Source organism: Thiocapsa sp., from assembly GCF_018399035.1.
Lineage (GTDB): Bacteria > Pseudomonadota > Gammaproteobacteria > Chromatiales > Chromatiaceae > Thiocapsa.
This window is the reverse complement of sequence record NZ_CP073760.1, coordinates 1,454,692-1,479,724: the sequence shown is the minus strand read 5'-3', so window position 1 is coordinate 1,479,724 and position 25,033 is coordinate 1,454,692. Positions and strand designations below refer to the sequence as shown.

Sequence of the window (25,033 nt, the reverse complement as noted above, 5' to 3'; positions counted from 1 at the left end):
TAGCGGCGACTTTAGTCGCCCCGACATGCCCGCGCCGAGGCTTATGGGCGACTGAAGTCGCCCCTACACTTGAGCTGTTTTCCAAGCTCAGCTTGGGAACCCGGTGCGAGAAGCTCAGCTTCTCGTGGCCAAGCGATGTCTGCCGAGGTACCGCGGGGGAACGAACGAGGGGAACCAGGGAACGAGGGGTCACGAGGGGAAAGAAGCTGGGGATCAGCAAGACTGAAGGGAGGATCAACGATGCCGCGCAGTCGCTATCGCTTCGTCGGCGAGGATACGCCTTACTTCATGACCATGACCGTCAACCACTGGCTGCCACAGCAATTACTGGCTCCAGACGCTTCTGCTGGACGACTCCGTCGCCGACCAGCGCGATGCCATCCTGGAAGCCACCAACGCCGCCAGCGTCATGACTCGCCCGGCCTGGACCCTGATGCACCGGCTCGCACCGTTTCTCGACTGTCCGCGCGCTCCGCTGTCGGTCGCCGAGCCGCTGGAGCGGCGGATCATCAACCTGCCGAGCAGTGCCGGTTTTGCTTGAGGGTCTTGACGATTGCCGTTTCGCCCCAAACGGTCTTATTGCATTGACGCTGCTACGGAAACACTATGCTGCTCGATGAAATCACTGAAAACCTGAAACAAAAATATAGCGATGCGGTTCTCCTGATCGAGAGTCAGCGATACTCAAACGCGATCTATTTAACCGGCTATTGTGTCGAGCTGGCATTGAAATACGCAATCGCGAAGCACTTGAATTGGCAGCAATTTAGAACGGAAGGTGAGTTGCGCGTGCTCAAGTCGCACAATTTCTTTTTTCTTCTGCAATTCACGGGAAAGGAAGATGCAATAAAGGCAAACACTGCCTGGCATGTCGTGAGCAAATGGAGGGAAACCAATCGTTACGAAGATCCTAGACGAGCAGTTGAGTCCGACGCGCGCGGCATGCTTGCTGCGGCGAGAACACTGGTGGAGGACCTATGCGAAATCTCGCTTTAGAGATCGCTCGATCGCTCGAGACAATCGAACAGGAGCGAGGCCCCTTTAAGGTCAAGTGCCTGGTTGCGCAGAATCCCGATGACATCCAATGGGATCTGATTCTCTGGGCTGACTGGTTCGAAGCCGACGAGGCGAAGCGACTCGATTATCTGATTGAAAAAATTATTGGCCAGCTAGAGACGGACGATCTGGCTCAGTTCAATGCGATCATCACGTTCGGTGCCCGTGACGAAACCGATTTTCTACGGGCTTTAATGAAAATCCAGGATAACTATCTAAAAGGATTTTACCAGAGCGTTTGGGGTGGAGACTTTTGGGAAGTTCGAACGACACTGCCGCAAGCACGACTCGTCGTCCCGTTGAATCGCTCTACTCAAGACCTATCTCGGGAACGACGCGATCCGATTAAATCACAGCGTGTAACGATTGAGTGACTAAAAGAAGCCGATTGCACTATCAGTGGGTGTGCTGCGCCATCGACCTTTCACGCCTTGCCGCGATCCAGGATGAAGCGCTCTTGGAGCACATTCGGCGTGTGGGCCGGGTGTTTTACCAGCGATGATCCCATTGCTCCTGGTCGGCGGCGGAGGCCACTGCCGCTCCTGCATCGACGTGATCGAGGCGCAAGCCCGTGATCGTCTCCACCGGCATGGCCACCCTCGCCGAGCTCGACGAAACCGTGCGAACCCTGCGCGACGGCGGCTGCAACGACATCGTGCTGCTCAAATGCACCAGCACCTACCCGGCCAGCCCGCAGAACAGCAACCTGAGAACCATCCCCCACCTGCGCGAGCTCTTCGGCTGCGAGGTCGGCCTCTCGGACCACACCCACGGCATCGGTGTCGGCATCGCCGCCGTGGCCTTCGGCGCGACGGTCATCGAAAAGCACTTTACCCTCAGCCGTGCCGACGGCGGCGTGGACAGCACCTTCTCCATGGAACCCCACGAGATGGCCGCCCTCGTCACCGAGACCGAGCGCGCCTGGCAGGCGCTGGGTGTCGTCCAATACGGTCCTACCGGGGCCGAGAAGCCATCCCTGCGCTTCCGGCGTTCGCTCTACATCGCCGCCGACATCAAGGCCGGCGAGCCGCTCACGCCCGAAAACCTGCGCGTCATCCGCCCCGGCTTCGGCCTGGAGCCGAAGTACTACGAAACCCTGCTCGGCCGGCGGGTGAACCGGGATCTGGCGATGGGAACGGCGATGGCCTGGGAGTATCTGGGCTAACAGCCCGCCAGCGCTGTCGCGCACGTCGCACTGATGCGCACTGGTTGATGCGTACTGGTTCCCAAGCTCTGCTTGGGAACCCGGTCCCGGAAGCTCTGCTTCGCGTGCCCGCTCGATATCTGCAGAGGTGACGCCGGGGTTTGCAAAGCAGAGCTTTGCGGGCCGCATTCCCAAGCGGAGCTTGGGAACGAGGGGAACGAGGGAACGAGGGGACGAGGGGGAAAAGCCGTCCATGCGCTTTCGCCGCTCCGTCGACATCGCCGCCGACCTCAACGCCGAGGATAGGTTGACGCGCGAGAACATCCGCGTGATCCGCCCGGGGTTTGGTCTCGCACCGAAACACGACGACACCCTGCTCGGGCGACGGGTCAACCGCGATCCGGCGATGGGGACGGCAATGCGTTGGGATTACATCGGCTAACCGCTGCTTCGCGACAGCGTTCTGTCCTGTCCTTAGCAACCGTTCAATTACAAGTGATCCATCTTAGCCCCTCTCCCCTCGCGGGAGAGGGGTTGGGGAGAGGGGGGCATGAACCGGAATGGCTAAGTTGTTTCTGAACCGTTCCTGAGTCTGCAAACAAGAGGAGATGGTCACCATGCAAGCACCTCCCGCTGCGCGTCACGCCTGATTCCGATGCCGCGCCATCCGCCCACGCCGTGGCATCGCCTCTTCGGCATTGCCCTGACCGACCTCTTCACCGGGCGCCCTTGGCGCGTCGAGCTGGAGTTGGAATTGGCGCTGAAAAGCCAGCGCCTCGACGTCCTGATCATCGAGCGCCTGAGCGGTCAGGCCGCCGATCTCCGGGACTCCGCAGCTCTGGCCGATCTGCCGGACGGTCTCGAGGGCCTCGGTGCGCACAACATCCTGACCTACAAGTCCGCCCAAGAGAGCCTCGACGCCTGGGCCGTGGATGAGCTGATCGGGCACTATGTCACCTATCGCAAACTCGTCTCCGAGCCGCCGGCCCCGGGCCTGCTGGCCAGGACGGTGACCCCGTGTCCGCCCCGGCCGGCGGGCGATTGCTCCCGGCCGCTGATTTTCGGCTCTACGCCGTCGCCACCCGCCAACCCACGGGGCTCTTGCGCCGACTCCACCCCGACGGCCAGCCACGCCACCGCTTGGCCCGGCGTCTATGATCTGACCTGGGGCCATCGCGCGATTCGCCTCATCGTGCTGAATCGGATCGCCGACCATCCGCGCAACGCCCCTTGGCAACTCTTTGCCAGCGAACTGGAGCGCGTGCGTTCCGGTCTCGAACCATTACCGGCCGTGTGAGCCGGCGGCGCTGCTGTTGCGCTATCATCTGGCCCAAGTGCACCACCTGGAGCGACCCGACATGGCTTATACCCTCGAGGATTTCAAACACGACACCTTACGTCTGTTGATCGAAGACGTTGATCAGTTCACCCCCGAGGAACGTGCGGCACTCCTTGAGCGGATGGACGCCGAGGACCGACTGCGCGGCCTGCCGACCGAGGACCGCCTGCGTGGCCTGCCGACCGAGGACCGCCTGCGCGGCCTGCCGACCGAGGAGATCCTGCGCGTCCTGCCGCCCGAGGAGATCCTGAGCGGCCTGGATCCCGACGTGATTAAAGCCTGGCTCGAGCGCACCGGGCACTGAATCCGCCGTGCGCCGACGCGGTGATGTGCACTGGTCGTACTGGTTCCCAAGCCCTGAGACTGTGCAAGTATTCCTGCGTTGGGCCGAATGACAGCATGTCGTAGGCTGGGGTGAGCTTGCGAACCCGAGCATTTCAAACGGTTGCAAATCCGCAGATGCCGGGGTTCGTTCCTCACCCCGGCCTACGGCGAATTCTTTCACAATCTCTCTGCTTGGGAACCCGGTCCCGGAAGCTCTGCTTCGCGTGCCCGCGCGATATCTGCAGAGGTGACGCCGGGGTTTGCAAAGCAGAGCTTTGCGGGCCGCATTCCCAAGCGGAGCTTGGGAACGAGGGGAACGAGGGGGCGAGGGGACGAGGGGAAAAAGCCGTCCATGCGCTTTCGCTGCTCCGTCGACATCGCCGCCGACCTCAACGCCGAGGATAGGTTGACGCGCGAGAACATCCGCGTGATCCGCCCTGGGTTTGGTCTTGCACCGAAACACGACGAGACCCTGCTCGGGCGGCGGGTCAACCGCGATCCGGCGATGGGAACAGCCATGGCTTGAACTGGTTCCCAAGCTCTGCTTGGGAACCCGGTCCCAGAAGCTCTGCTTCGCGTGCCCGCTCGATATCTGCAGAGGTGACGCCGGGGTTTGCAAAGCAGAGCTTTGCGGGCCGCATTCCCAAGCGGAGCTTGGGAACGAGGGGAACGAGGGAACGAGGGGACGAGGCCGAAAAGCCGTCCATGCGCTTTCGCCGCTCCGTCGACATCGCCGCCGACCTCAACGCCGAGGATAGGTTGACGCGCGAGAACATCCGCGTGATCCGCCCGGGGTTTGGTCTCGCACCGAAACACGACGACACCCTGCTCGGGCGACGGGTCAACCGCGATCCGGCGATGGGGACGGCAATGCGTTGGGATTACATCGGCTAACCGCTGCTTTGCGACAGCGTTCTGTCCTGTCCTTAGCAACCGTTCAATTACAAGTGATCCATCTTAGCCCCTCTCCCCTCGCGGGAGAGGGGTTGGGGAGAGGGGGGGCATGAACCGGAATGGCTAAGTTGTTTCTGAACCGTTCCTGAGTCTGTAAACAAGAGGAGATGGGCACCATGCAAGCACCCCCCGCTGCGCATCACGTCTGATCCCGATGCCGCGCCATCCGCCCACGCCGTGGCATCGCCTCTTCGGCATTGCCCTGACCGACCTCTTCACCGGGCGCCCTTGGCGCGTCGAGCTGGAGTTGGAATTGGCGCTGAAAAGCCAGCGCCTCGACGTCCTGATCATCGAGCGCCTGAGCGGTCAGGCCGCCGATCTCCGGGACTCCGCAGCTCTGGCCGATCTGCCGGACGGTCTCGAGGGCCTCGGTGCGCACAACATCCTGACCTACAAGTCCGCCCAAGAGAGCCTCGACGCCTGGGCCGTGGATGAGCTAATCGGGCACTACGTCACCTATCGCAAACTCGTCTCCGAGTCGCCGGCCCCCGGGCCTGCCGGCCAGGACGGTGACCCCGTGTCCGCCCCGACCGGCGGGGGACTGCTTCCCGCCGACGATTTTCGGCTCTACGCCGTGGCTACTCGCCAACCGGCGGGGCTCTTGCGCCGACTCCACCCCGCGGCCAGCCACGCCACCGCTTGGCCCGGCGTCTATGATTTGACCTGGGGCCATCGCGCGATTCGCCTCATCGTGCTGAATCGGATCGCCGACCATCCGCGCAACGCCCCTTGGCAACTCTTTGCCAGCGAACTGGAGCGCGTGCGTTCCGGTCTGAACCATTACCGGCCGTGTGAGCCGGCGGCGCTGCTGTTGCGCTATCATCTGGCCCAAGTGCACCACCTGGAGCGACCCGACATGGCTTATACCCTCGAGGATTTCAAACACGACACCTTACGTCTGTTGATCGAAGACGTTGATCAGTTCACCCCCGAGGAACGTGCGGCACTCCTTGAGCGGATGGACGCCGAGGACCGCCTGCGCGGCCTGCCGACCGAGGAGATCCTGCGCGTCCTGCCGCCCGAGGAGATCCTGAGCGGCCTGGATCCCGACGTGATTAAAGCCTGGCTCGAGCGCACCGGGCACTGAATCCGCCGTGCGCCGACGCGGTGATGTGCACTGGTCGTACTGGTTCCCAAGCCCTGAGACTGTGCAAGTATTCCTGCGTTGGGCCGAATGACAGCATGTCGTAGGCTGGGGTGAGCTTGCGAACCCGAGCATTTCAAACGGTTGCAAATCCGCAGATGCCGGGGTTCGTTCCTCACCCCGGCCTACGGCGAATTCTTTCACAATCTCTCTGCTTGGGAACCCGGTCCCGGAAGCTCTGCTTCGCGTGCCCGCGCGATATCTGCAGAGGTGACGCCGGGGTTTGCAAAGCAGAGCTTTGCGGGCCGCATTCCCAAGCGGAGCTTGGGAACGAGGGGAACGAGGGGGCGAGGGGACGAGGGGAAAAGCCGTCCATGCGCTTTCGCCGCTCCGTCGACATCGCCGCCGACCTCAACGCCGAGGATAGGTTGACGCGCGAGAACATCCGCGTGATCCGCCCTGGGTTTGGTCTTGCACCGAAACACGACGAGACCCTGCTCGGGCGGCGGGTCAACCGCGATCCGGCGATGGGAACAGCCATGGCTTGAACTGGTTCCCAAGCTCTGCTTGGGAACCCGGTCCCAGAAGCTCTGCTTCGCGTGCCCGCTCGATATCTGCAGAGGTGACGCCGGGGTTTGCAAAGCAGAGCTTTGCGGGCCGCATTCCCAAGCGGAGCTTGGGAACGAGGGAACGAGGGAACGAGGGGACGAGGCCGAAAAGCCGTCCATGCGCTTTCGCCGCTCCGTCGACATCGCCGCCGACCTCAACGCCGAGGATAGGTTGACGCGCGAGAACATCCGCGTGATCCGCCCGGGGTTTGGTCTCGCACCGAAACACGACGACACCCTGCTCGGGCGACGGGTCAACCGCGATCCGGCGATGGGGACGGCAATGCGTTGGGATTACATCGGCTAACCGCTGCTTTGCGACAGCGTTCTGTCCTGTCCTTAGCAACCGTTCAATTACAAGTGATCCATCTTAGCCCCTCTCCCCTCGCGGGAGAGGGGTTGGGGAGAGGGGGGCATGAACCGGAATGGCTAAGTTGTTTCTGAACCGTTCCTGAGTCTGCAAACAAGAGGAGATGGTCACCATGCAAGCACCTCCCGCTGCGCGTCACGCCTGATTCCGATGCCGCGCCATCCGCCCACGCCCTGGCACCGCCTCTTCGGTATTGCCCTGACCGACCTCTTCACCGGGCGCCCTTGGCGGGTCGAGCTGGAGTTGGAATTGGCGCTGAAAAGCCAGCGCCTCGACGTCCTGATCATCGAGCGCCTGAGCGGTCAGGCCGCCGATCTCCGCGACCCCGCAGCGCTGGCCGATCTGCCGGACGGTCTCGAGGGCCTCGGTGCGCACAACATCCTGACCTACAAGTCCGCCCAAGAGAGCCTCGACGCCTGGGCCGTGGATGAGCTGATCGGGCACTATGTCACCTATCGCAAACTCGTCTCCGAGCCGCCGGCCCCGGGCCTGCTGGCCAGGACGGTGACCCCGTGTCCGCCCCGGCCGGCGGGCGATTGCTCCCGGCCGCTGATTTTCGGCTCTACGCCGTCGCCACCCGCCAACCCACGGGGCTCTTGCGCCGACTCCACCCCGCGGCCAGCCACGCCACCGCTTGGCCCGGCGTCTATGATCTGACCTGGGGCCATCGCGCGATTCGCCTCATCGTGCTGAATCGGATCGCCGACCATCCGCGCAACGCCCCTTGGCAACTCTTTGCCAGCGAACTGGAGCGCGTGCGTTCCGGTCTGAACCATTACCGGCCGTGTGAGCCGGCGGCGCTGCTGTTGCGCTATCATCTGGCCCAAGTGCACCACCTGGAGTTGCCCGGCATGGCCTATACCCTCGAGGATTTCAAACACGACACCTTACGTCTGTTGATCGAAGACGTTGATCAGTTCACCCCAGAGGAACGTGCGGCCCTCCTGGAGCGAATGGACGCCGAGGACCGCCTGCGTGGCCTGCCGACCGAGGAGCGCCTGCGTGGCCTGTCGACCGAGGAGATCCTGAGCGGCCTGGATCCCGACGTGATTAAAGCCTGGCTCGAGCGCACCGGGCACTGAATCCGCCGTGCGCCGACGCCGTGATGTGCACTGGTAGCGCTGGTTCCCAAGCTCCGACTGTGCAAGTACTCTGCTTAGGCTGGGGTCAGGGACGAACCCCGGCATTCGCCGCTCCGTAAACCACGGAACTGCTGGGGTTCGCAGGCTCACCCCTGCCTACGATCGGACGCCGATGAGTGATTGGGGCGAATACTTGCCCGATCTCTCCGCTTGAGAACCCGGTCCGCACGACATCATGATCCAAATCGCCATTGATCTCCCGGACGACGTGTTCTCGAGCAGGAAGCAGCCACCCCGTGAATTTGCTCGACAAATGCGCTTGGCCGCAGCCATTCACTGGTATGCTCGCAATGAGATCTCCATGGAAAAGGCCGCCATGATCGCGGGGATGGACCGCACTGACTTTCTATCGGCTCTTGCTGCCGAGCAAGTGGACGTGTTTGAAGTCGACCCCGTGAGCCTCGAGAAAGAGCTCAATCATGCCTGAACAAGCGGTGGTGAACGCCTCGCCGCTCATACTTCTGTCGAAGGCGCGGGTAATCGAACTCCTTCAACAAGCCGCCCTCAGCATTCTGGTTCCCGAGATGGTGGCTTTGGAAGTCAATCGTCGCGGCGAGCTTGATCCCACCGCGCGTGCCGTGGCGACCACGTCATGGATCAGCACCGTAGCGACGCCCAGTGTGCCGCGACTCATCCAATCTTGGGATCTTGGCCCCGGCGAGTCCGGGGTTTCGGCATACGCGCAGATGCGCCCTGGCGTTATCGCAATCAACGACGACGGCGCGGCACGACGTTGTGCAGACACGCTGGGTATCCCGCTACTGGGGACACTTGGCTTTTAGTTATGCTCGCAAAGAGGCGTGGTGTGATCCCGGCCGCAAGGCCGATGATTGCCCACTTGAAGCAGCATGGGATGTATCTGTCTGAGACCACCATCAACCGCGCGATGTTGCTGATCGGCGAATTGGTTCCCAAGCTCTGCTTGGGAACCCGGCCCCGGAAGCTCTGCTTCGCGTGCCCGCTCGATATCTGCAGAGGTGACGCCGGGGTTCGCAAAGCAGAGCTTTGCGGGCCGCATTCCCAAGCGGAGCTTGGGAACGAGGGGGCAGAAGCTGGGGAACAGCAAGACTGAAGGGAGGATCAACGATGCCGCGCAGTCGCTATCGCTTCGTCGGCGAGGATGCGCCTTACTTCATGACCATGACCGTCAACCACTGGCTGCCCGTTTTTACCCGTTCGCAAAGCGTTGAGGTCGTGCTGGAATCCTGGCGCTGGTTACAGCGCAACGAGGGATTGCGTCTGCATGGTTTCGTCATCCTCGAAAACCATTTGCATCTAGTGGCCTACGCGCCCGAGCTCCCGCGCCTGATCCAGCGTTTCAAGTCCTATACCGCACGGCAGATCATCGACCAACTAAAGGCCGCAAATGCCGGTCGGCTGCTCGATCTGCTCGCCTTGTTCAAGCGTCGTCACAAACAGGCGTCGAGCTATCAGTTCTGGGAGGAAGGGAGCCATCCTCAGCGGATCGAGCACGAGGCGGTCATGCGCCAGAAGCTCGATTACATCCACGATAACCCGGTCAAACGCGGCTATGTCGATCTGCCGGAGCACTGGCGCTGGTCGAGCGCACGCAACTATGCCGGCATGGCGGGTGTCATCGATATCGACCCTGATTGGTAAGGTCTTGCCCTGGTTGCCCTGGTTCCCAAGCTCCGCTTGGGAACCCGGCCCCAGAAGCTCAGCTTCTCGTGGCTAAGCGAGCCTGCCGAGGTGTTCGGGGGTTCGCAAAGCAGAGCTTTGCGGGCCGCGTTCCCAAGCAGAGCTTGGGAACGAGGGTGAGCAAAGTGGACCAGAACCACGTTCCCAACTCTGGCGGACAGAGCATTTCAGGGTGCATCCCTATTTTCCTTTTCCTCCGAAGACCAACGAGAATCACGCATGAAAGGCGAATTCACGGCGATTATCGAGCCGGCCCCGGAAGGCGGATTTTGGGCGATTTGCCCGGAAATACCCGGCGCGAATGGACAGGGAGAAACGCTCGAGGAAACCAAGGAGAGTCTACGACAGGCCATCGAAATGATTCTGGACGACCGCACGTCGGACATCCTACGCGGCCTTCCGCATGATGCCATCTGCGACACGGTCGCCATTGGATGAAAAGACTTTTCCTGGAGCGAAAGCTGAGAATCGCCGGCTGCTACTTGAAACGCGAGGGGGCATCGCATGCGCTGTGGGTCAATCCAGCCAACGGAAAAACTGAAGCCGTGCCTCGGCATACCGAGATCAAGGAGCCCTTGGCAAGAAAGATCCTAAAAAGCCTAGGTGCAGAGTGATCTCTGCTTGGGAGCCCGGTCCGAGAAGCTCAGCTTCTCGTGGCTAAGCGATGTCTGCCGAGGTGCCGCGGGGGTTCGCAAAGCAGAGCTTTGCGGGCCGCGTTCCCAAGCAGAGCTTGGGAACGAGGGGGAACGAGCGGTCATCCTTGCACGGGTTGAACTGGTTCCCAAGCTCCGCTTGGGAACCCGGTGCGAGAAGCTCAGCTTCTCGTGGCTCAGCGATGTCTGCCGAGGTGTCGCCGGGGTTCGCAAAGCAGAGCTTTGCAGGCCGCATTCCCAAGCGGAGCTTGGGAACGAGGGGGAAACCCTGCTCGGCCGGCGGGTGAACCGAGATCTGGCGATGGGGACGGTGATGCAGTGGGGTTATGCATGTCGGCGGGTATGCTCACACGCTCGATCGACCGATACACGATGTTTTCAATCGAAACAAAACCGAACCGTGACGACATCATGATCCAAATCCTTCAACAAGCCGCCCCCAGCATTCTGGTTCCCGAGATGGTGGCTTTGGAAGTCAATCGTCGCGGCGAGCATGATCCCACCGCGCGTGCCGTGGCCACCACGTCATGGATCAGCAGCGTAGCAACGCCCGGTGTGCCCGATGCCGAGCGAGCGCCTGACGACCGCTTTGGCCGCGGATCCCGTGTGCTGCATCAACGCGCTTTCCGTCTTGGAGCTGTGGCGGATGCGTCTGCGCCTGACTGAGCTTGCGCAGGGCCGCACCGACGCCGCTTGCTGAGCCTACACATGCTTTGCACGAAGGGGACATGACGACTTTGGGTTTACACCCAGCGCGCGATCCTTGTTGCCGCGGAATCTCTGATATAGGATGCGCCTTCCTTCCGGTAGACGGAAGACGACGCAATTTCGCCATGCTTTTGTTTTTGATGCCTATTCATGACAGGGTAGGGCGGTAGCGTGCCTGAAGCGCCGCCGCAGGCGCTTCCCGGACCACCGAACGAGGCCCCCGCGGGTGGCGCCCTCGCGCCCACGCTCCGCGTCGCGAACCCGACGCCCACGCTCGCACCCCCGGCACCATCGACGCACACCGCCATGACCGACGACCTCCACTACCGCGTCCTCAAGTAGCTCGAGGTGCACCCCGACGCCACCCAGCGCGATCTCGCGAAGGCGCTCGGCATCAGCCTGGGCAGCACCAACTGTGAACAGCCTGCCTGAAGCCATTGTTGCGGCCATCCGAGACGTCGTCGGCCCCGGCCCGGTCAACCTGCACGAGCCACGCTTCGCCGGCAACGAGTCGCGCTATGTCCAGGACTGCATCGACTCGACCTTCGTCTCCTCGGTCGGACGCTACGTCGACCGATTCGAGGCCGATCTTGCGGCCTGTACCGGCGCCCGTCACGCCGTCGCGGTCGTCAACGGCACCGCGGCCTTGCATGTGGCACTGCTGCTCGCCGGGGTCGAAGCCAACGACGAGGTCATCGTGCCTGCGCTCACCTTTGTCGCGACCGCCAACGCCGTGCGTTATTGCGGGGCCGTGCCGCACTTCGCCGACAGCGACGAGCGCACCCTGGGTCTCGCCCCGGACGCGCTGCGTGACTGGCTTCGCTCCATCGCCGAGCCGGCGGCCGGGCAGGGCAGCATCAACCGTCTGACCGGTCGGCGCATCCGCGCCGTTGTCCCGATGCACACCTTCGGCCACCCCTGCGACCTGGATGGTCTGCTCGTCGTGGCCCGCGAATTCCGGTTGACCCTGGTGGAAGACGCCGCCGAATCACTCGGCTCCATCTATCACGACCGGCACACCGGCACGCTCGGCCGCCTCGGCACACTCAGCTTCAACGGCAACAAGACCATCACCACCGGCGGAGGCGGGGCCATCCTGACCGACGACACCGACCTTGCCCGGCGCGCCAAGCACCTGACCACCACCGCCAAGGTGCCGCACCGCTGGGCCTACGAGCACGACGCGGTCGGCTTCAACGACCGGTTGGCCGATGAAAATTAAAACCCTTCAGCTCGAAAACTTTCGCGCGAAGACGTTGTTGTCCATCGACTTCGGCCTGCGCCTGACGGTTTTGATGGGCGAGAACGGTTCCGGCAAGACAACCATCCTCGATGGTCTAGCGATTGGACTTGGGGTCGTGCCGATGCGCCTGCCGGGGGTGGTCGGGATCAACTTCAAAAAGCGAGGTGACATTCGCCAAGCAGAGGGTCGAGTCGCGCCTTATACACGCGTGGCATTGGAAACCATCGATGGCTTGGTTTGGGATCGGATGCAAAAGCGGGATCAGTCGCGAACCACCGCCAAATCCCTGCCGAGCAGAATCGGGACGTCACTCATCGACCGGCATATCGATGAATGGATCCTTGATCCGCACAATCGCGGCGATACCTTCGATCTGCCGGTGTTCGTTTTTTATGGTGTCAGTCGCGCACTACTCGATTTGCCCCAAAACAGAAAAGGATTTCCCAAGGCGCACGACAGGTTCGAAGCCCTGGCGGGAGCGCTGACGGCAACCACTCGCTTCAAGTCGGCGTTTGTCTGGTTCTACAACAAGGAGAATGAAGAAATTCGGTTGCAGCGAGAGCGAAAGAGCTTTGATTTCAGGTTGAAAGAGCTCGACGCGGTCCGATCTGCGATGACGCGCATGTTTACCGATATTTCAGACCCCCAAGTCAAGCTCAATCCGCTGCGCTTAACCGTGCAGCACGGTGGTCAAACCCTTGATATCGCGCAGCTCAGCGACGGTTACAAAACGCTCCTTGGGCTTGTCATCGACTTGAGTGCAAGGATGGCCATCGCCAACCCCCACCTCGATGATCCGCTCTCCGCGGAGGCGGTCGTCATGATCGACGAGGTCGATCTGCATCTGCATCCGGCATGGCAGCGTCGGATTATCGGCGATTTACTGGCCACCTTTCCAAACACTCAGTTTATTCTGACTACGCATAGCCCCTATGTTGTTGGCTCGATCAACAACCATCTAAAGCGGGATCGCATTAAAAAACGTACGATCGATGATCCAGTCGCTCAAAAGCTGTTGGCGCTCGATCCAAGCCAGGTGGCCGCTTATTTGATGCAGAAGGGTCACATGGAGTCGCTTTTGGATCAGGATCTCGGCCTCATCGATGATCGATTGTTGGAGCAGTTCAATGCAATGGCCAGGGTTTATGAAACCATGCGGGATATCGAGTGGGCTCATAAAGCCTGATGGATCTGAAGCCATATCAGCACTGTCTCTGTCAGCGCATGCCGAGCGGTCAACCTGCACTCTGCGACGGACCGCAAGCATTCACCGAACAGGGCAAAAAAGTGAAACTGACTCCGCGCAGGGGCGAAAACCTCTATGCGGTTGCGAGGGATTGGAAGCTCACGAACCAGGTACTCGCAGTGAAGACCTTGGGCGATTTGGTGCGGCATGCGATTCCTGAGTGTGCCCCGCCGGCGCCATCCCGGCGACCGCCTTCAACACCGGCGGTGTGCCCGATCGGTTGGACGTCATCCATGCCTTGCTCCCGAATCCGGCCGCCTTGGGTGGCGACCGCCCAAGGTCCGCACGGCGGGCCTTGCTCGTAACTACGGCCATCGTGGCACGTGGCGCAGAGCGCCACGGGGCATGCGTGACACCGCGGAGCGGATGTCACGAGCGACTGATGTTTTGGGTGGCCGGTCTTACGAGCGAGGCCGCACGGCGTATCGACTGTAGGGTCCGCTGTGCGGACCGACGGCCTCACAATCACCTGGAACGTTGCGGCTTAAGCCGAGGCAACATCGTGACACTCGACGACAGGGCGTAGGTTGTGCCGAGCCGTGCGAGGCACAACCAACCGTCGGCGCAAGTTGTGCTTCCTATCGTCAGCACAACCTACGGGTATGGAAGTTTGCGGAAATCGCTTAAGCCGAGGCAACATCGTGACACTCGACGACAGCGAACAGATTCAGCAGGACGGATTGACCATCGATGTCTGAGTCACCGTTCAATAAGGTCTGGAGCGGAAGGGTACGTGGCTCAATGCGTCTTCAATTGATCCAGTCCTTTCCCTAGCCGGGTGCATGATTCCGTGGTACGTCCCCTATTTCCCTTGGATTGACGATCGCCGAGCAGACCGAACCGCTGCTTGCGTGCATCGCCGACCTCCAAACGTTGGAAGACCTCGGCGATCAACTGCTCATCAGTCCCGACGGAGAGGAATGGTTGCGCGCGGTACGGCACATGAGTGTTGGCGAGGAACACTGATTTTAGCGGGTTCCCAAGCTCCGCTTGGGAACCCGGTACCGGAAGCTCTGCTTTCCCAGAGCAGCCACGCAAAGCAGAGAGGGTAGGGGCGACTTCAGTCGCCCCGAGACGTCCGTGCCGAGATTTATGGGCGACTGAAGTCGCCCCTACACGCTCCCGAGACACCCGCGCCGTGGTCGAAGAGGGTAGCGGCGACTTCAGTCGCCCCTAGACGTCCGTGCCGAGATCGAAGAAGGGTAGCGGCGACTTCAGTCGCCCCGAGACACCCGTACCGAGATCGAAGAAGGGTAGCGGCGACTTCAGTCGCCCCGAGACACCCGTACCGAGATCGAAGAGGGTAGGGGCGACTTCAGTCGCCCCGAGACACCCGTACCGAGATCGAAGAGGGCGACTTTAGTCGCCGACATGCCCGCGCCGAGGCTTATGGGCGACTGAAGTCGCCGCTACACTTGGGAATCCGGTACTCGAAGCTCCGCTTCCCGAGAGCAGAGGCGCAAAGCAGAGCGTTGCGGGGGCGAGGGAACGAGAGAACAGCGAGGGAAATCGATCAGCCCTATGAAGACACCCAAGACATCCAAGACATCCAAGGCACAGCGGCGCGGCCCCACCCACGACAGCGGCTACAAACTGCTCTACGGTCACGCCGCGATGGTGCGCGACCTGCTGCGCGGCTTCGTGCCCGGCGACTGGGTCCAAGCGCTCGACCTCGAGACCCTCGAGCGCTGCAGCGGAAGCGATACCGAGCGCACGCGGGTTTTTCGCCAAGCAGGGTGCGTCACGCGCGCGTCGGGACAAGGCGCGCCGACGAGGCGTAGCGGTCACTACGGCGAGGAGGCGCAACGCGGTCCCGGCGTGCGCGGGGCGTGCAATGCGGCGAAAAACCCGCGTGCGCTCGGTATAGTACACCGACGACCTGCGCGACCGCGCCGACGACATCGTCTGGCGTCTGCGTTGGGGCCCCGACTGGCTCTACATCTACCTGCTGCTGGAATTCCAATCCACCGTCGATCCCTGGATGGCCGTGCGCATCCAGACCTACCTCGGGCTGCTCTACCAGGATCTCATACGCGCCGGGACCCTGAGTGCCGCAGGACGTCTGCCGCCCGTGCTGCCCGTGGTGCTCTACAATGGTGTCACGCCCTGGCGTGCTGCCGAGACGCTGGAGCCGCTCATCGAGCCGGCGCCGCCGCTGCTCGAGTGCTATCGCCCGCGACAGGCTTACCTGCTGCTCGACGAGCAGCGCATCGCCAACGCCGGACCCCTGCCCGAGCGCAACCTCAGTGCGGCCCTGTTTCGGCTCGAGGCGAGCCGCGGCGCGGACGAGGCGATGGGCATCGTGCACGCCGTGCTCGACTGGCTCAAGGCACCGGAACAGACCGGCCTGCGCCGTGACTTCGCGGTCTGGTTCGGTCGCGTCTTCCTGCCCAAGCGCCTGCCCGGCGTGCACTTGCCACCCCTTGGCGAACTCAGCGAGGTGTATCACATGTTGGCCGAGAATCTGGAAAGCTGGACCGATCAGTGGAAACGAGAAGGCATGGAGCAAGGCATTGAGCAAGGTCGCGAGGCGACCCGCCACATCCTGGTCCGTCAGGTACGCCGTCGTTTTGGATTGACGATCGCTGAGCAGACCGAACCGCTGCTTGCGTGCATCGCCGACCTCCAAACGTTGGAAGACCTCGGCGACCAACTGCTCATCAGTCCCGACGGAGAGGATTGGTTGCGCGCGGTACGGCACATGAGTGTTGGCGAGGAACACTGATTTTAACTGGTTCCCAAGCTCCGCTCGGGAATCCGGTACCGGAAGCTCTGCTTTCCCGGAGCAGACACGCAAAGCAGAGCTTTGCGGGCCGCATTCCCAAGCGGAGCTTGGGAACGAGGGGAAACCGTAGGGTCCGCTGTGCGGACCGCAACCGCCGCGCACCTCAACAGCGTCGTTTGACCGCCGCCACGCCGAGGCCGCAGAACCCGCCCCGTCGATGCCGCGGGCCATGACATGCGCACCATCGACGCCGTATCAGCCGCCCCCGGTCCGCACAGCGGACCCTACCGGGTTCCAGGTGAACCGCGATCCTGACCCGCTTACCAACCGTAGGGTCGGTCGTTGTGCGGACCGTAACCGACTTGCGAGACGATGTGCAGATCCCGGTCGGCCACCCTGCCGACGCGCCCTGCCTGCGCTGCACCCCGCGCCACGCGACGCGGAGCGTCGGGCTACACTCCCACGCGGAGCGTGGGAGCGAGTTAGTGGCCCTCACCATCGTCAACGAAGACGTCGAGCGCCTTGGCGCGAGCATTGGCGAGCCAAACCGGCGCGCCCACATGCTTTGCACGAAGGGGACATGACGACTTTGGGTTTACACCCAGCGCGCGATCCTTGTTGCCGCGGAATCTCTGATATAGGATGCGCCTTCCTTCCGGTAGACGGAAGACGACGCAATTTCGCCATGCTTTTGTTTTTGATGCCTATTCATGACAGGGTAGGGCGGTAGCGTGCCAGAAGCGCCGCCGCAGGCGCTTCCCGGACCACCGAACGAGGCCCCCGCGGGTGGCGCTCTCGCGCCCACGCTCCGCACCGCGGAACTTGCGCCCACGCTCCGCGTCCCGAACCCGACGCCCACGCTCGCACCCCCGGCACCATCGACGCACACCGCCATGACCGACGACCTCCACTACCGCGTCCTCAAGTAGCTCGAGGTGCACCCCGACGCCACCCAGCGCGATCTCGCGAAGGCGCTCGGCATCAGCCTGGGCAGCACCAACTTCTGCGTGCGCGCCCTCATCGACCAAGGCTGGGTGAAGGTCCGGAATTTCCGCCGGAGCGACAACAAGCGCGCCTACGCCTACCTGCTCACGCCGCAGGGCATCGAGGCCAAGGCCCGCATCACCGCGCGCTTCCTGCAGCGCAAACGCACCGAATACCTCGGCGAGGTCATCAACATCGGCAGCAGCTTCGAGATCTCCATCGGCGACACGGCGGCGACCATCGCCGAGGTGATGGGCGCCGAGATCGAGATCCTGACCGACGAGCAGCGTCTGCGCCCCGAGAAAAGCGAGGTCGAGCGCCTTTTCGCCGACAACCGCAAGGCCGCCGATCTCCTCGGTTGGCGGCCCGCGTACGGCGGTCTCGACGGCTTCCGGCGCGGCCTCGAGCACACCGCCGCCTGGTTCGCCGATCCGCGTCATCTCGCGCTCTACAAGTCGGATCGCTACAACCTGTGAACAGTCTGCCGGACGCGATTGTTGCGGCCATCCGAGACGTCGTCGGCCCCGGCCCGGTCAACCTGCACGAGCCACGCTTCGCCGGCAACGAGTCGCGCTATGTCCAGGACTGCATCGACTCGACCTTCGTCTCCTCGGTCGGTCGCTACGTCGACCGTTTCGAGGCCGAGCTGGCGACCTATACCGGCGCCCGTCACGCCGTCGCGGTCGTCAACGGCACCGCGGCCTTGCATGTGGCATTGCTGCTCGCCGGGGTCGAAGCCAACGACGAGGTCATCGTGCCTGCGCTCACCTTTGTCGCGACCGCCAACGCCGTGCGTTATTGCGGGGCCGTGCCGCACTTCGCCGACAGCAACGAGCGTACTCTGGGGCTGGATCCGGACGCGCTGCGTGACTGGCTCAATACCATCGCCGAGCCGGCGCCGGGGCAGGGCTGCATCAACCGTCTGACCGGTCGGCGCATCCGCGCCATCGTCCCGATGCACACCTTCGGCCACCCCTGCGACCTGGATGGTCTGCTCGCCGTGGCCCGCGAGTTCCAGTTGACCCTGGTCGAAGACGCCGCCGAATCACTCGGCAGCACCTATCACGACCGCCATACCGGCACGCTCGGGCGCCTCGGCACACTCAGCTTCAACGGCAACAAAACCATCACCACCGGCGGAGGCGGGGCCATCCTGACCGACGACTCCGACCTCGCCCGGCGCGCCAAGCACCTGACCACCACCGCCAAGGTGCCGCACCGCTGGGCCTACGAGCACGACGCGGTCGGCTTCAACGACCGAATGCCCAACATCAACGCCGCGCTCGGTTGCGCCCAACTGGAGCAATTGCCGGAATTCTTGGCCTCCAAACGCCGCCTCTACGAACGCTACCGCGCCGTTTTCAGCACCCTGCCGCACGTCCGGATCATGGCCGAGCCCGCCGGGTGCCGCAGCAACTACTGGCTCCAGACGCTCCTGCTGGACGACTCCGCCGCCGACCAGCGCGATGCCATCCTGGAAGCCACCAACGCCGCCGGCTTCATGACCCGCCCGGCCTGGACCCTGATGCACCGGCTCGCACCGTTTCTCGAGTGTCCGCGCGCTCCGCTGTCGGTCGCGGTATCCCTCGAGCGGCGGATCATTAACGTGCCGAGTAGTGCGGGGTTGGTGTGAAGCGAGGCGCGGTCGGTGCTATGTTAGGCAGACCGGTGACCACGCTTGCCATGTCGAGGCTGATGTGATGACGACAGTCTTTCGTAATCCCCCGCTGATCGAAATGATTGCGGAATTGCGATGGTCCGGACAGGGGCAGAGCACGCTTCCGGTCATCATGCCCGGCGCGAACGGTCCCGCCGAAGCGATGTTCTTGCAGTGGACCGCCCGCATGGGGGCATTGGGTTACGAGCATGTCGAGCGCTTGGTGCCCGTTGGCTTTCCGTTGCCGCTCGATGCGCCGACCTTGCGCGTCAAGCAGAAAACCGGTATGCCTCAGAACACCTTGTTTCAACTCGGCCCGCAACTCTTCACGGCCAACGCGACGCCGCCTTACCTGTCCTGGCAGGATTTCGCTCCAACGGCTCGCGAGGGCGCGGCGGCCCTATTGGCCGTCAGGCCTGAACCTGAGGCGACCGCCCCCTTTCAAGTGGCGTTGCGCTATATCGATGCCTTTCGCGAGCCATTACTCCGTGGCCAAACACCGATGCAGTTTCTCTCGGAAACCCTGGGAATCGCGATAGAAGCCCCCACCGCGATTACGCGGCACGCTGAATCCGGCGCGGAGCTGGGCGCACTGGTTCAACTCGTTGTGCCCGTTGCCGGTGGGATGATGCGGGTGCAGTTCGCAGAAGGCATTGTGTCCAACGACCCGGCACTGATCATGGACATGACTGTCTCTCGAACAGAATCCGTCGACCCGCACGTCGACGCGATCATGCATGCGCTTGGACAAGCGCGCACCATAACGCATGACGTCTTCATGGAACTGACGACACGCATTGCAGACTTGATGCAGCCAGAAGTGCGTCAACGAGAGGAAGCCTGATGAATCCACAACCAAGCGGCTTTGCGGGCCGGGCAGCCGAATACTGCGGCTGCGAATGGATGGGCTCTGCTGATCCAGGCTGGAATATCGCGGTTTTTGCCGAATCACAGGTACGCTGGATCGCCGCCCCCGCACAGTTGCGCGGGACCGCGAGCGCCACGCGGATGCAATTAGTCCTCGGTTCTCGCGCGCGAAGGTCTTCCGACCGGGCTGATCCCTCTGGTCCGCTGGAGCGTGTCGCCGAGACAATCGCTGTAAAACTCGGTGCTCAAGCGGCCGAGCGGCTGAAGCGTCTGGCGACCTTCGCCGATGGCTGGGATCAGGGTTATGGACGAGCACTCACGGAAGACACCCTGCTGGGATTGGAGCGTTTGCTGGCGCTTGCCGACTTTGCGGACCTCGATGTCGCGCTCTTTCTCTCCCGCGATGGACATCTGCTGCTCAATTGGCCCGATGGCAATGGCGAATTGGTCGAGTTGGATATCGCAAGGGATACCCTGATGTGCTTCATCGCGTCAACCGGGGACGAGCTTGAGTTGCCGATTGAACCGAGGGCCGTAACCGATCTCATGACGCGAGTGCGTTGAGCAACCGTTCCTCCGCATGACCGATGCCGACAACAACACAGTGGAGCCGCTGCTGACGCGTCCACTGGTCGATGACCGGGAACTGGTGCTGAGGGCCTTGCTCGAACCCTTCTGGGATGCAGAGAAGCAGCGCGCGACGCCAAGTGCCTTCGGCAACGGCAATTGTTTCTCGTTAAGTCGCCCCGCACTGTTGCCCGAGGCGGAGATCATCGAGCGCTGGCGCGAAGACTTGGAACGCCCGGAGAGACGGCTGGAAGCCTTGGCTGAAGTGCACGTGAGCGTCATCCGAGCCTGCGCGCCGCCTGAACAGGGGGTTGACCTGCGACTTAGCGTCTTTGCCGATCCGACCGAGAAGAATCCGGCGCATGCCGAGCTGGTCGGCTCAAATCAGGCCGGCACGCAGCTCCGTAAGATCACGCGAGGCGTCGGCAACCGCATTCTCAAGCAATGCCGAATCAGAAGCCTGTGACTGACTCAGCGGACTCATGTCTGGCGGCGAGGCAACATCAGTCGCTCGTGACACCCGCTCTGCGGTGTCACGCATGCTCTTGGCGCTCTGCGCCAAGTGCCACGATGGGCGGAGTGACGAGCAACGGGCGGAAGTCAAACGCCGAAGTGAGCGCCGTGAGGGCCTTGCCGCGGTCTCGCCAGGGAAGAGGACGACTGCAAGTCGTCTATCCCGGGGCGGGTCGCCGCTTCGCGACGACGATTGGCGTCATTTGCGCATAAACGGACATCAGGTACGCGTCCATGACCTCCGAACCGGATATCGACACTCGCTGGAAGCAACGCTTCGCCAATTACCGGCGCGCGTTCGGGCAACTGAGCGACGCCGTGAGCCTTGCCGCGGAACGATCCTTGACCCCGCTCGAGCAGCAAGGGCTTATCAAGGCGTTCGAATTTACCCATGAGCTCGCATGGAATGTCATGAAGGATTACTTCGAGTACCAAGGCAACACGGCGATCACCGGCTCGCGCGACGCCATTCGGGAAGCGTTCCGCCGCGGTCTTGTCACCGACGGCGAGACTTGGATGGAGACCATCAAGAGCAGAAACCGCTCTTCGCACACCTATGACGAGACTACCGCGAAGCAACTAATCGAGATCATCTGCAAGCGCTACATCACCTTGTTCGAAGCCTTTCAAACCCGCATGCAAGATCTGGCCGATCATGCCGTCGGCTGACATCACCCCGGACGCCTGCGGATTGTCCCAATCGGTGATCGACCGGATTCGCACCCTGCTTGACGCCTGCCCCGCGGTCGAGCGGGCACTGCTTTACGGATCCAGAGCCAAGGGGACCTACGGCCGTGGCTCGGATATCGACCTTGTCCTGGAAGGAAGGCAACTCAACGACATCCAAGTGCTGGCACTGGAAACCCAGCTCGACGACCTGCTGCTCCCCTACCAGATCGACCTTTCACGCCTTGCCGCGATCCAGGACGAAGCGCTCCTGGAGCACATTCGGCGTGTGGGACGGGTGTTTTACCAGCGATGATCTCCTACGCGCCGTTCTGGATAACTCGAGGATGGCTTGCGACATGATAATCGGATACTTCGCAGACGGTCCCTGGGCACATCAGGCTCTGAGGAGAATTCTTGCGGATAACAGCTTGCGAGTGGCTTTCATCTGTGTGCGTTTTGATCATCCAGACCCGATCCTTCAAGAATACGGCGTGATCTGGCGCACATGTCTGGCGAAATCGTCGAGCAGCACGCGCACAGGGACCAACTCGTCGCCCGAATCGAAGGCATCGAGCGTCGTTTGCAATTGCAGGACGGCTGAGCACTGGGAGGCAGCCCTGCGGTTTTCCGAACACATCGGCACGGCACAGACCGACGGGCCGTACAGCGGATTCCACCGTTACTTTCGGGTCCGCTGCACGGACCTAAGGTGATTTCCGGGAAAGCATCGACCAACATGTAGGGGCGACTTTAGTCGCCCGGTAAGCATCGGCAACACGCACGGCCGGGATGCTCATTCCCGGAAATCGCTTAAGATCATACGCAACGCGCCCTAGTCTTGAAGCTGCTGATCGACGAAAATCTTTCACCGCGACTTGCGGCCCGGGCTAACCAGCAGGGATTGGAAGCTCACGAACCAGGTACTCGAAGTGAAGACCTTGGGCGATTTGGTGCGGCATGCGATTCCTGAGTGTGCCCCGCGGGCGCCATCCCGGCGACCGCCTTCAACACCGGCGGTGTGCCCGATCGGTTGGACGTCATCCATGCCTTGCTCCCGAATCCGGCCGCCTTGGGTGGCGACCGCCCAAGGTCCGCACGGCGGGCCTTTCTCGTAACTACGGCCATCGTGGCACGTGGCGCAGAGCGCCACGGGGCATGCGTGACACCGCGGAGCGGATGTCACGAGCGACTGATGTTTTGGGTGGCCGGTCTTACGAGCGAGGCCGCACGGCGTATCGACTGTAGGGTCCGCTGTGCGGACCGACGACCTCACAATCATCTGGAACGTTGCGGCTTAAGCCGAGGCAGCATCGTGACACTCGACGACAGCGAACAGATGCAGCAGGACGGATTGACCATCGGTGATTTCCGGGAAAGCATCGACCAACATGTAGGGGCGACTTTAGTCGCCCGGTAAGCATTGGCAACACGCACGGCCGGGATGATCATTCCCGGAAATCGCCATCGATGTCTGAGTCACCGTTCAACAACCACTGATCCATCCTAGCCCCTCTCCCCTCGCGGGAGAGGGGTTGGGGAGAGGGGGGAACGAACCAGAATGGCTAAGTCGTTTCTGAGGAGCCGTGACGAACGGCCCGAAACACATCATGAGCCACGCAGCAGTCAACGCAACGGGACCGCCTCGCGCACCGCGGATCCCGGTGCGACGTCGCAGCGGATCGGCAGCTCGCGCCGGTCGACGACAACGGCGATCGTGCCGGGGTGCACGTCCACACGGACACGCAGCACCGCACCTGTGCGGCAGCACCGGCCATCGAGCACTCGGCCGCGCACGGTTTCAAGGCGTCACAGCAACCGCGAGCCGGCACGATCTCACGTACTCGCTCCCACGCGGAGCCCCCGGTACTCGCTCCCACGCTCCGCGTGGGAGTGTAGCCCCGACGCTCCGCGTCACGAGCCAGAGCCCGAGCCCGAGCCCCCATACCGCGACGGGTCACCAACGACAACGATATGGTCTGGCTGGCGATCTCGGCAACGCAGCGGATCGGCGGTTTGACCAAGCGCTCATCGCCTCAAACCTCCTGACGACGGCGGTTGCGGTTATTGCACTTATTGCATTTGCATCTATCATGGATGGACGCAAAACAAACCCGGAAGCCCCGTCATGACCACCATTGACCATGCCCGCGAGCTTGAGTCACCTCTGTTGAGTCCCGCCGAGAAGGATCTGGCGCGCGCCGCTCAACGCTGCATTATGGCCGCGCTGGATCACTCGCGCGCCGCCTCGATCCTGCTGACGACAGACACGGGCGAACAGCCGCGCGTGGAGGTGCCGCCCGCAGCCCTGAAAGTGATCGGCCAGTTGCTCGGCGCCATGAGTCAGGGCCAGTCCATCGTGCTGATGCCCATGGAACGCGAGCTCACCACGGTCGAGGCCGCACACGTCCTCAATGTCTCGCGTCCCTTCCTCATCAAAGAGATGGAAGCGGGTCATCTGCCTTACCGAAAAGTCGGCACGCATCGGCGCGTGACCCTGAAGCACCTGCTGGACTATGAGCAACAGATGCGCGAGCAACAACAACAGGCGCTCGATCGTCTGGCGGATAACACACGCGAGCTGGGTCTGGATTACTGATGGCCGGTCACGCGCGCTACACCGCTGTACTGGATGCCTGCGTGCTTTACCCCATCGCGATGACGGACGCCCTGCTCAGTCTGGCCACGGCCGGACTCTACGCCGCGAAATGGACGACTCGGATCGAGGCCGAGTGGATTCGGGCATTGGAAAACAGCCGCCCTGATTTGGCCGGTCGGCTCGATGTCCGTCGCGACTGCATGCGGGCGGCGGTTCCCGATTGGGAAGTGGTGCCCGAACAGTGGCAGCGCCTCGACTTGGCCGTCGAGTTGCCGGATCCTGATGATCTCCATGTGCTGGCCGCCGCGATCGCGGGTCATGCCGACTGCATCGTGACCGATAACCTGCGCGACTTCCCCGCCGAGATCCTTCAGCATTTCGAGATCGAAGCCATCGATCCAGACACCTTCATCATCCATCAATGGGATCTGCATCCGGTCGCCGTGATCTCGGCGTTCAAGCGGATGCGGACACGGCGAAAAAAGCCCGAATCGACCCCGGATGAGTTTGCAACGGCGCTGGAACGGGCGGGCTTGCCGGCAACGGCCGACCGGCTCCGAGAAGCCGCCGAGCTGATTTGATGGTTCCATGCCAAGGGATACCATGGACAGACCCACGTTTAACCAAGATGGGAAATCCCCCGGCTCTGCCGGGGGATCCCACCAGTTAGATACCTCAGGGACAGACCACGTTTTTGGTCGCCTGCGCACCCTGCTGCGCGCGATCCACGCCCGCTCCCACGCTCCGAGACTGTGAAAGAATTCGCCGTAGGCTGGGGTGAGGCACGAACCCCAGCATCCGTGGCTTTGCAACCGTCTGAAATGCTGGGGTTCGCAAGCTCACCCCAGCCTACGGTTTCCCGCATTTCGGTCCAACGCGGGAATACTTTCACAGTCTCGGAGCGTGGGAGCGAGTAGGCAAAAAG

Annotated in this window: 33 protein-coding genes; all 33 read left to right on the top strand. The window is 62.4% G+C overall.

Annotated features, from left to right (window positions below; translation table 11 throughout):
• Positions 1-409: 409 nt before the first annotated feature.
• The 33 genes from KFB96_RS26465 to KFB96_RS06665 all read left to right on the top strand — a co-directional run bounded on the left by KFB96_RS26465 (position 410) and on the right by KFB96_RS06665 (position 24,689).
• Entirely contained in the window at positions 410-541 is a 132-nt protein-coding gene (locus tag KFB96_RS26465; RefSeq protein ID WP_300971354.1) for a hypothetical protein, read from the top strand.
• A 65-nt stretch (positions 542-606) separates the two neighbouring features.
• A complete protein-coding gene (locus KFB96_RS06815; protein ID WP_213462841.1) occupies positions 607-996 on the top strand; it encodes a HEPN domain-containing protein in 390 nt (129 codons plus the stop codon).
• Positions 978-1,430 (top strand): hypothetical protein, encoded by a 453-nt coding sequence (locus KFB96_RS06810; RefSeq protein WP_213462842.1) that lies wholly within the window; start codon positions 978-980, stop codon positions 1,428-1,430. Before KFB96_RS06815 ends, KFB96_RS06810 begins: the two co-directional genes overlap by 19 nt.
• A 197-nt stretch (positions 1,431-1,627) precedes the next feature.
• On the top strand, positions 1,628-2,221 hold the full coding sequence (locus KFB96_RS06805) for an N-acetylneuraminate synthase family protein (RefSeq protein ID WP_300971353.1): 594 nt from the start codon (positions 1,628-1,630) through the stop codon (positions 2,219-2,221).
• Between the two features lie 232 nt (positions 2,222-2,453).
• Entirely contained in the window at positions 2,454-2,642 is a 189-nt protein-coding gene (locus KFB96_RS06800; RefSeq protein WP_213462844.1) for an SAF domain-containing protein, read from the top strand.
• Positions 2,643-2,855: 213 nt separating this feature from the next.
• Positions 2,856-3,497 carry a hypothetical protein gene (locus KFB96_RS26460; protein WP_300971352.1) on the top strand — a complete coding sequence of 214 codons (642 nt, stop codon included), beginning with the start codon at positions 2,856-2,858 and terminating at the stop codon, positions 3,495-3,497.
• A 61-nt stretch (positions 3,498-3,558) separates the two neighbouring features.
• On the top strand, positions 3,559-3,843 hold the full coding sequence (locus KFB96_RS26455; RefSeq protein ID WP_300971351.1) for a hypothetical protein: 285 nt from the start codon (positions 3,559-3,561) through the stop codon (positions 3,841-3,843).
• 372 nt (positions 3,844-4,215) lie between these two features.
• On the top strand, positions 4,216-4,389 hold the full coding sequence (locus tag KFB96_RS06790; RefSeq protein WP_213462848.1) for a hypothetical protein: 174 nt from the start codon (positions 4,216-4,218) through the stop codon (positions 4,387-4,389).
• A 179-nt stretch (positions 4,390-4,568) separates the two neighbouring features.
• Positions 4,569-4,757 (top strand): SAF domain-containing protein, encoded by a 189-nt coding sequence (locus tag KFB96_RS06785; protein WP_213462844.1) that lies wholly within the window; start codon positions 4,569-4,571, stop codon positions 4,755-4,757.
• Between the two features lie 214 nt (positions 4,758-4,971).
• Entirely contained in the window at positions 4,972-5,904 is a 933-nt protein-coding gene (locus tag KFB96_RS06780; RefSeq protein ID WP_213462849.1) for a hypothetical protein, read from the top strand.
• A 371-nt stretch (positions 5,905-6,275) separates the two neighbouring features.
• Complete coding sequence (locus KFB96_RS06775; protein ID WP_213462851.1) at positions 6,276-6,449, top strand: SAF domain-containing protein; 174 nt, start codon at positions 6,276-6,278, stop codon at positions 6,447-6,449.
• 178 nt (positions 6,450-6,627) lie between these two features.
• Positions 6,628-6,816, top strand: coding sequence for an SAF domain-containing protein (locus tag KFB96_RS06770; RefSeq protein ID WP_213462844.1), 189 nt, complete (start codon positions 6,628-6,630; stop codon positions 6,814-6,816).
• Between the two features lie 575 nt (positions 6,817-7,391).
• On the top strand, positions 7,392-7,961 hold the full coding sequence (locus tag KFB96_RS26450; protein WP_300971350.1) for a hypothetical protein: 570 nt from the start codon (positions 7,392-7,394) through the stop codon (positions 7,959-7,961).
• A 235-nt stretch (positions 7,962-8,196) separates the two neighbouring features.
• Complete coding sequence (locus tag KFB96_RS06760) at positions 8,197-8,448, top strand: UPF0175 family protein (RefSeq protein WP_213465400.1); 252 nt, start codon at positions 8,197-8,199, stop codon at positions 8,446-8,448.
• Positions 8,441-8,803 carry a DUF3368 domain-containing protein gene (locus tag KFB96_RS06755; protein ID WP_213465402.1) on the top strand — a complete coding sequence of 121 codons (363 nt, stop codon included), beginning with the start codon at positions 8,441-8,443 and terminating at the stop codon, positions 8,801-8,803. Before KFB96_RS06760 ends, KFB96_RS06755 begins: the two co-directional genes overlap by 8 nt.
• Before the next feature lie 2 nt (positions 8,804-8,805).
• Complete coding sequence (locus tag KFB96_RS27440; RefSeq protein WP_367115032.1) at positions 8,806-9,093, top strand: DUF3368 domain-containing protein; 288 nt, start codon at positions 8,806-8,808, stop codon at positions 9,091-9,093.
• A gap of 14 nt (positions 9,094-9,107) precedes the next feature.
• Entirely contained in the window at positions 9,108-9,641 is a 534-nt protein-coding gene (locus tag KFB96_RS06745; RefSeq protein ID WP_213465406.1) for a transposase, read from the top strand.
• 258 nt (positions 9,642-9,899) lie between these two features.
• Entirely contained in the window at positions 9,900-10,118 is a 219-nt protein-coding gene (locus KFB96_RS06740) for a type II toxin-antitoxin system HicB family antitoxin (RefSeq protein WP_213465407.1), read from the top strand.
• On the top strand, positions 10,115-10,294 hold the full coding sequence (locus KFB96_RS06735; RefSeq protein ID WP_213465409.1) for a type II toxin-antitoxin system HicA family toxin: 180 nt from the start codon (positions 10,115-10,117) through the stop codon (positions 10,292-10,294). Before KFB96_RS06740 ends, KFB96_RS06735 begins: the two co-directional genes overlap by 4 nt.
• 411 nt (positions 10,295-10,705) lie before the next feature.
• Entirely contained in the window at positions 10,706-10,999 is a 294-nt protein-coding gene (locus KFB96_RS06730; RefSeq protein ID WP_213465411.1) for a hypothetical protein, read from the top strand.
• A 390-nt stretch (positions 11,000-11,389) separates the two neighbouring features.
• On the top strand, positions 11,390-11,473 hold the full coding sequence (locus KFB96_RS27435; RefSeq protein WP_367115072.1) for a hypothetical protein: 84 nt from the start codon (positions 11,390-11,392) through the stop codon (positions 11,471-11,473).
• Positions 11,457-12,263, top strand: coding sequence for an aminotransferase class I/II-fold pyridoxal phosphate-dependent enzyme (locus KFB96_RS06720; protein WP_213465413.1), 807 nt, complete (start codon positions 11,457-11,459; stop codon positions 12,261-12,263). The genes KFB96_RS27435 and KFB96_RS06720 overlap by 17 nt, the downstream gene beginning before the upstream one ends.
• The gene (locus tag KFB96_RS06715) at positions 12,253-13,470 is read left to right on the top strand and encodes an AAA family ATPase (protein WP_213465415.1); all 1,218 of its coding nucleotides are present in this window, start codon (positions 12,253-12,255) and stop codon (positions 13,468-13,470) included. Before KFB96_RS06720 ends, KFB96_RS06715 begins: the two co-directional genes overlap by 11 nt.
• Before the next feature lie 1,939 nt (positions 13,471-15,409).
• A complete protein-coding gene (locus KFB96_RS06710) occupies positions 15,410-16,255 on the top strand; it encodes an Rpn family recombination-promoting nuclease/putative transposase (protein ID WP_300971790.1) in 846 nt (281 codons plus the stop codon).
• Between the two features lie 935 nt (positions 16,256-17,190).
• Positions 17,191-17,715: a MarR family EPS-associated transcriptional regulator gene (locus tag KFB96_RS26440; protein WP_300971349.1), complete on the top strand. Its 525-nt coding sequence runs from the start codon at positions 17,191-17,193 to the stop codon at positions 17,713-17,715.
• Entirely contained in the window at positions 17,712-18,872 is a 1,161-nt protein-coding gene (locus tag KFB96_RS06700; RefSeq protein ID WP_213465418.1) for a LegC family aminotransferase, read from the top strand. Before KFB96_RS26440 ends, KFB96_RS06700 begins: the two co-directional genes overlap by 4 nt.
• 67 nt (positions 18,873-18,939) lie before the next feature.
• Positions 18,940-19,740: a TIGR04255 family protein gene (locus KFB96_RS06695; RefSeq protein ID WP_213465420.1), complete on the top strand. Its 801-nt coding sequence runs from the start codon at positions 18,940-18,942 to the stop codon at positions 19,738-19,740.
• Positions 19,740-20,327 carry a hypothetical protein gene (locus tag KFB96_RS06690; protein ID WP_213465421.1) on the top strand — a complete coding sequence of 196 codons (588 nt, stop codon included), beginning with the start codon at positions 19,740-19,742 and terminating at the stop codon, positions 20,325-20,327. Before KFB96_RS06695 ends, KFB96_RS06690 begins: the two co-directional genes overlap by 1 nt.
• A gap of 16 nt (positions 20,328-20,343) precedes the next feature.
• Positions 20,344-20,796, top strand: coding sequence for a hypothetical protein (locus KFB96_RS06685; protein WP_213465423.1), 453 nt, complete (start codon positions 20,344-20,346; stop codon positions 20,794-20,796).
• A gap of 281 nt (positions 20,797-21,077) precedes the next feature.
• Positions 21,078-21,512: a nucleotidyltransferase substrate binding protein gene (locus KFB96_RS06680; RefSeq protein WP_213465425.1), complete on the top strand. Its 435-nt coding sequence runs from the start codon at positions 21,078-21,080 to the stop codon at positions 21,510-21,512.
• Positions 21,499-21,825 (top strand): nucleotidyltransferase domain-containing protein, encoded by a 327-nt coding sequence (locus KFB96_RS06675; RefSeq protein WP_213465427.1) that lies wholly within the window; start codon positions 21,499-21,501, stop codon positions 21,823-21,825. The genes KFB96_RS06680 and KFB96_RS06675 overlap by 14 nt, the downstream gene beginning before the upstream one ends.
• Before the next feature lie 1,812 nt (positions 21,826-23,637).
• Positions 23,638-24,108: a helix-turn-helix domain-containing protein gene (locus KFB96_RS06670; RefSeq protein ID WP_213465429.1), complete on the top strand. Its 471-nt coding sequence runs from the start codon at positions 23,638-23,640 to the stop codon at positions 24,106-24,108.
• Positions 24,108-24,689 carry a PIN domain-containing protein gene (locus KFB96_RS06665; RefSeq protein ID WP_213465431.1) on the top strand — a complete coding sequence of 194 codons (582 nt, stop codon included), beginning with the start codon at positions 24,108-24,110 and terminating at the stop codon, positions 24,687-24,689. Before KFB96_RS06670 ends, KFB96_RS06665 begins: the two co-directional genes overlap by 1 nt.
• The last annotated feature ends 344 nt before the right edge of the window (positions 24,690-25,033 follow it).

Bases quoted from the DNA above. Each gene is read 5' to 3' on its own strand.
- KFB96_RS06675 (WP_213465427.1), top strand. From the start codon at position 21,499: ATGCCGTCGGCTGACATCACCCCGGACGCCTGCGGATTGTCCCAATCG.
- KFB96_RS06680 (WP_213465425.1), top strand. From the start codon at position 21,078: ATGACCTCCGAACCGGATATCGACACTCGCTGGAAGCAACGCTTCGCC.
- KFB96_RS26455 (WP_300971351.1), top strand. From the start codon at position 3,559: ATGGCTTATACCCTCGAGGATTTCAAACACGACACCTTACGTCTGTTG.
- KFB96_RS06810 (WP_213462842.1), top strand. From the start codon at position 978: ATGCGAAATCTCGCTTTAGAGATCGCTCGATCGCTCGAGACAATCGAA.
- KFB96_RS26465 (WP_300971354.1), top strand. From the start codon at position 410: ATGACTCGCCCGGCCTGGACCCTGATGCACCGGCTCGCACCGTTTCTC.
- KFB96_RS06685 (WP_213465423.1), top strand. From the start codon at position 20,344: ATGACCGATGCCGACAACAACACAGTGGAGCCGCTGCTGACGCGTCCA.
- KFB96_RS27440 (WP_367115032.1), top strand. From the start codon at position 8,806: ATGCTCGCAAAGAGGCGTGGTGTGATCCCGGCCGCAAGGCCGATGATT.
- KFB96_RS06790 (WP_213462848.1), top strand. From the start codon at position 4,216: ATGCGCTTTCGCTGCTCCGTCGACATCGCCGCCGACCTCAACGCCGAG.
- KFB96_RS06800 (WP_213462844.1), top strand. From the start codon at position 2,454: ATGCGCTTTCGCCGCTCCGTCGACATCGCCGCCGACCTCAACGCCGAG.
- KFB96_RS06785 (WP_213462844.1), top strand. From the start codon at position 4,569: ATGCGCTTTCGCCGCTCCGTCGACATCGCCGCCGACCTCAACGCCGAG.
- KFB96_RS06735 (WP_213465409.1), top strand. From the start codon at position 10,115: ATGAAAAGACTTTTCCTGGAGCGAAAGCTGAGAATCGCCGGCTGCTAC.
- KFB96_RS06665 (WP_213465431.1), top strand. From the start codon at position 24,108: ATGGCCGGTCACGCGCGCTACACCGCTGTACTGGATGCCTGCGTGCTT.
- KFB96_RS06760 (WP_213465400.1), top strand. From the start codon at position 8,197: ATGATCCAAATCGCCATTGATCTCCCGGACGACGTGTTCTCGAGCAGG.
- KFB96_RS06775 (WP_213462851.1), top strand. From the start codon at position 6,276: ATGCGCTTTCGCCGCTCCGTCGACATCGCCGCCGACCTCAACGCCGAG.
- KFB96_RS06745 (WP_213465406.1), top strand. From the start codon at position 9,108: ATGCCGCGCAGTCGCTATCGCTTCGTCGGCGAGGATGCGCCTTACTTC.
- KFB96_RS06815 (WP_213462841.1), top strand. From the start codon at position 607: ATGCTGCTCGATGAAATCACTGAAAACCTGAAACAAAAATATAGCGAT.
- KFB96_RS06770 (WP_213462844.1), top strand. From the start codon at position 6,628: ATGCGCTTTCGCCGCTCCGTCGACATCGCCGCCGACCTCAACGCCGAG.
- KFB96_RS06670 (WP_213465429.1), top strand. From the start codon at position 23,638: ATGACCACCATTGACCATGCCCGCGAGCTTGAGTCACCTCTGTTGAGT.
- KFB96_RS06740 (WP_213465407.1), top strand. From the start codon at position 9,900: ATGAAAGGCGAATTCACGGCGATTATCGAGCCGGCCCCGGAAGGCGGA.
- KFB96_RS06715 (WP_213465415.1), top strand. From the start codon at position 12,253: ATGAAAATTAAAACCCTTCAGCTCGAAAACTTTCGCGCGAAGACGTTG.
- KFB96_RS06690 (WP_213465421.1), top strand. From the start codon at position 19,740: ATGAATCCACAACCAAGCGGCTTTGCGGGCCGGGCAGCCGAATACTGC.
- KFB96_RS06755 (WP_213465402.1), top strand. From the start codon at position 8,441: ATGCCTGAACAAGCGGTGGTGAACGCCTCGCCGCTCATACTTCTGTCG.
- KFB96_RS26460 (WP_300971352.1), top strand. From the start codon at position 2,856: ATGCCGCGCCATCCGCCCACGCCGTGGCATCGCCTCTTCGGCATTGCC.
- KFB96_RS06730 (WP_213465411.1), top strand. From the start codon at position 10,706: ATGTTTTCAATCGAAACAAAACCGAACCGTGACGACATCATGATCCAA.
- KFB96_RS06780 (WP_213462849.1), top strand. From the start codon at position 4,972: ATGCCGCGCCATCCGCCCACGCCGTGGCATCGCCTCTTCGGCATTGCC.
- KFB96_RS06695 (WP_213465420.1), top strand. From the start codon at position 18,940: ATGACGACAGTCTTTCGTAATCCCCCGCTGATCGAAATGATTGCGGAA.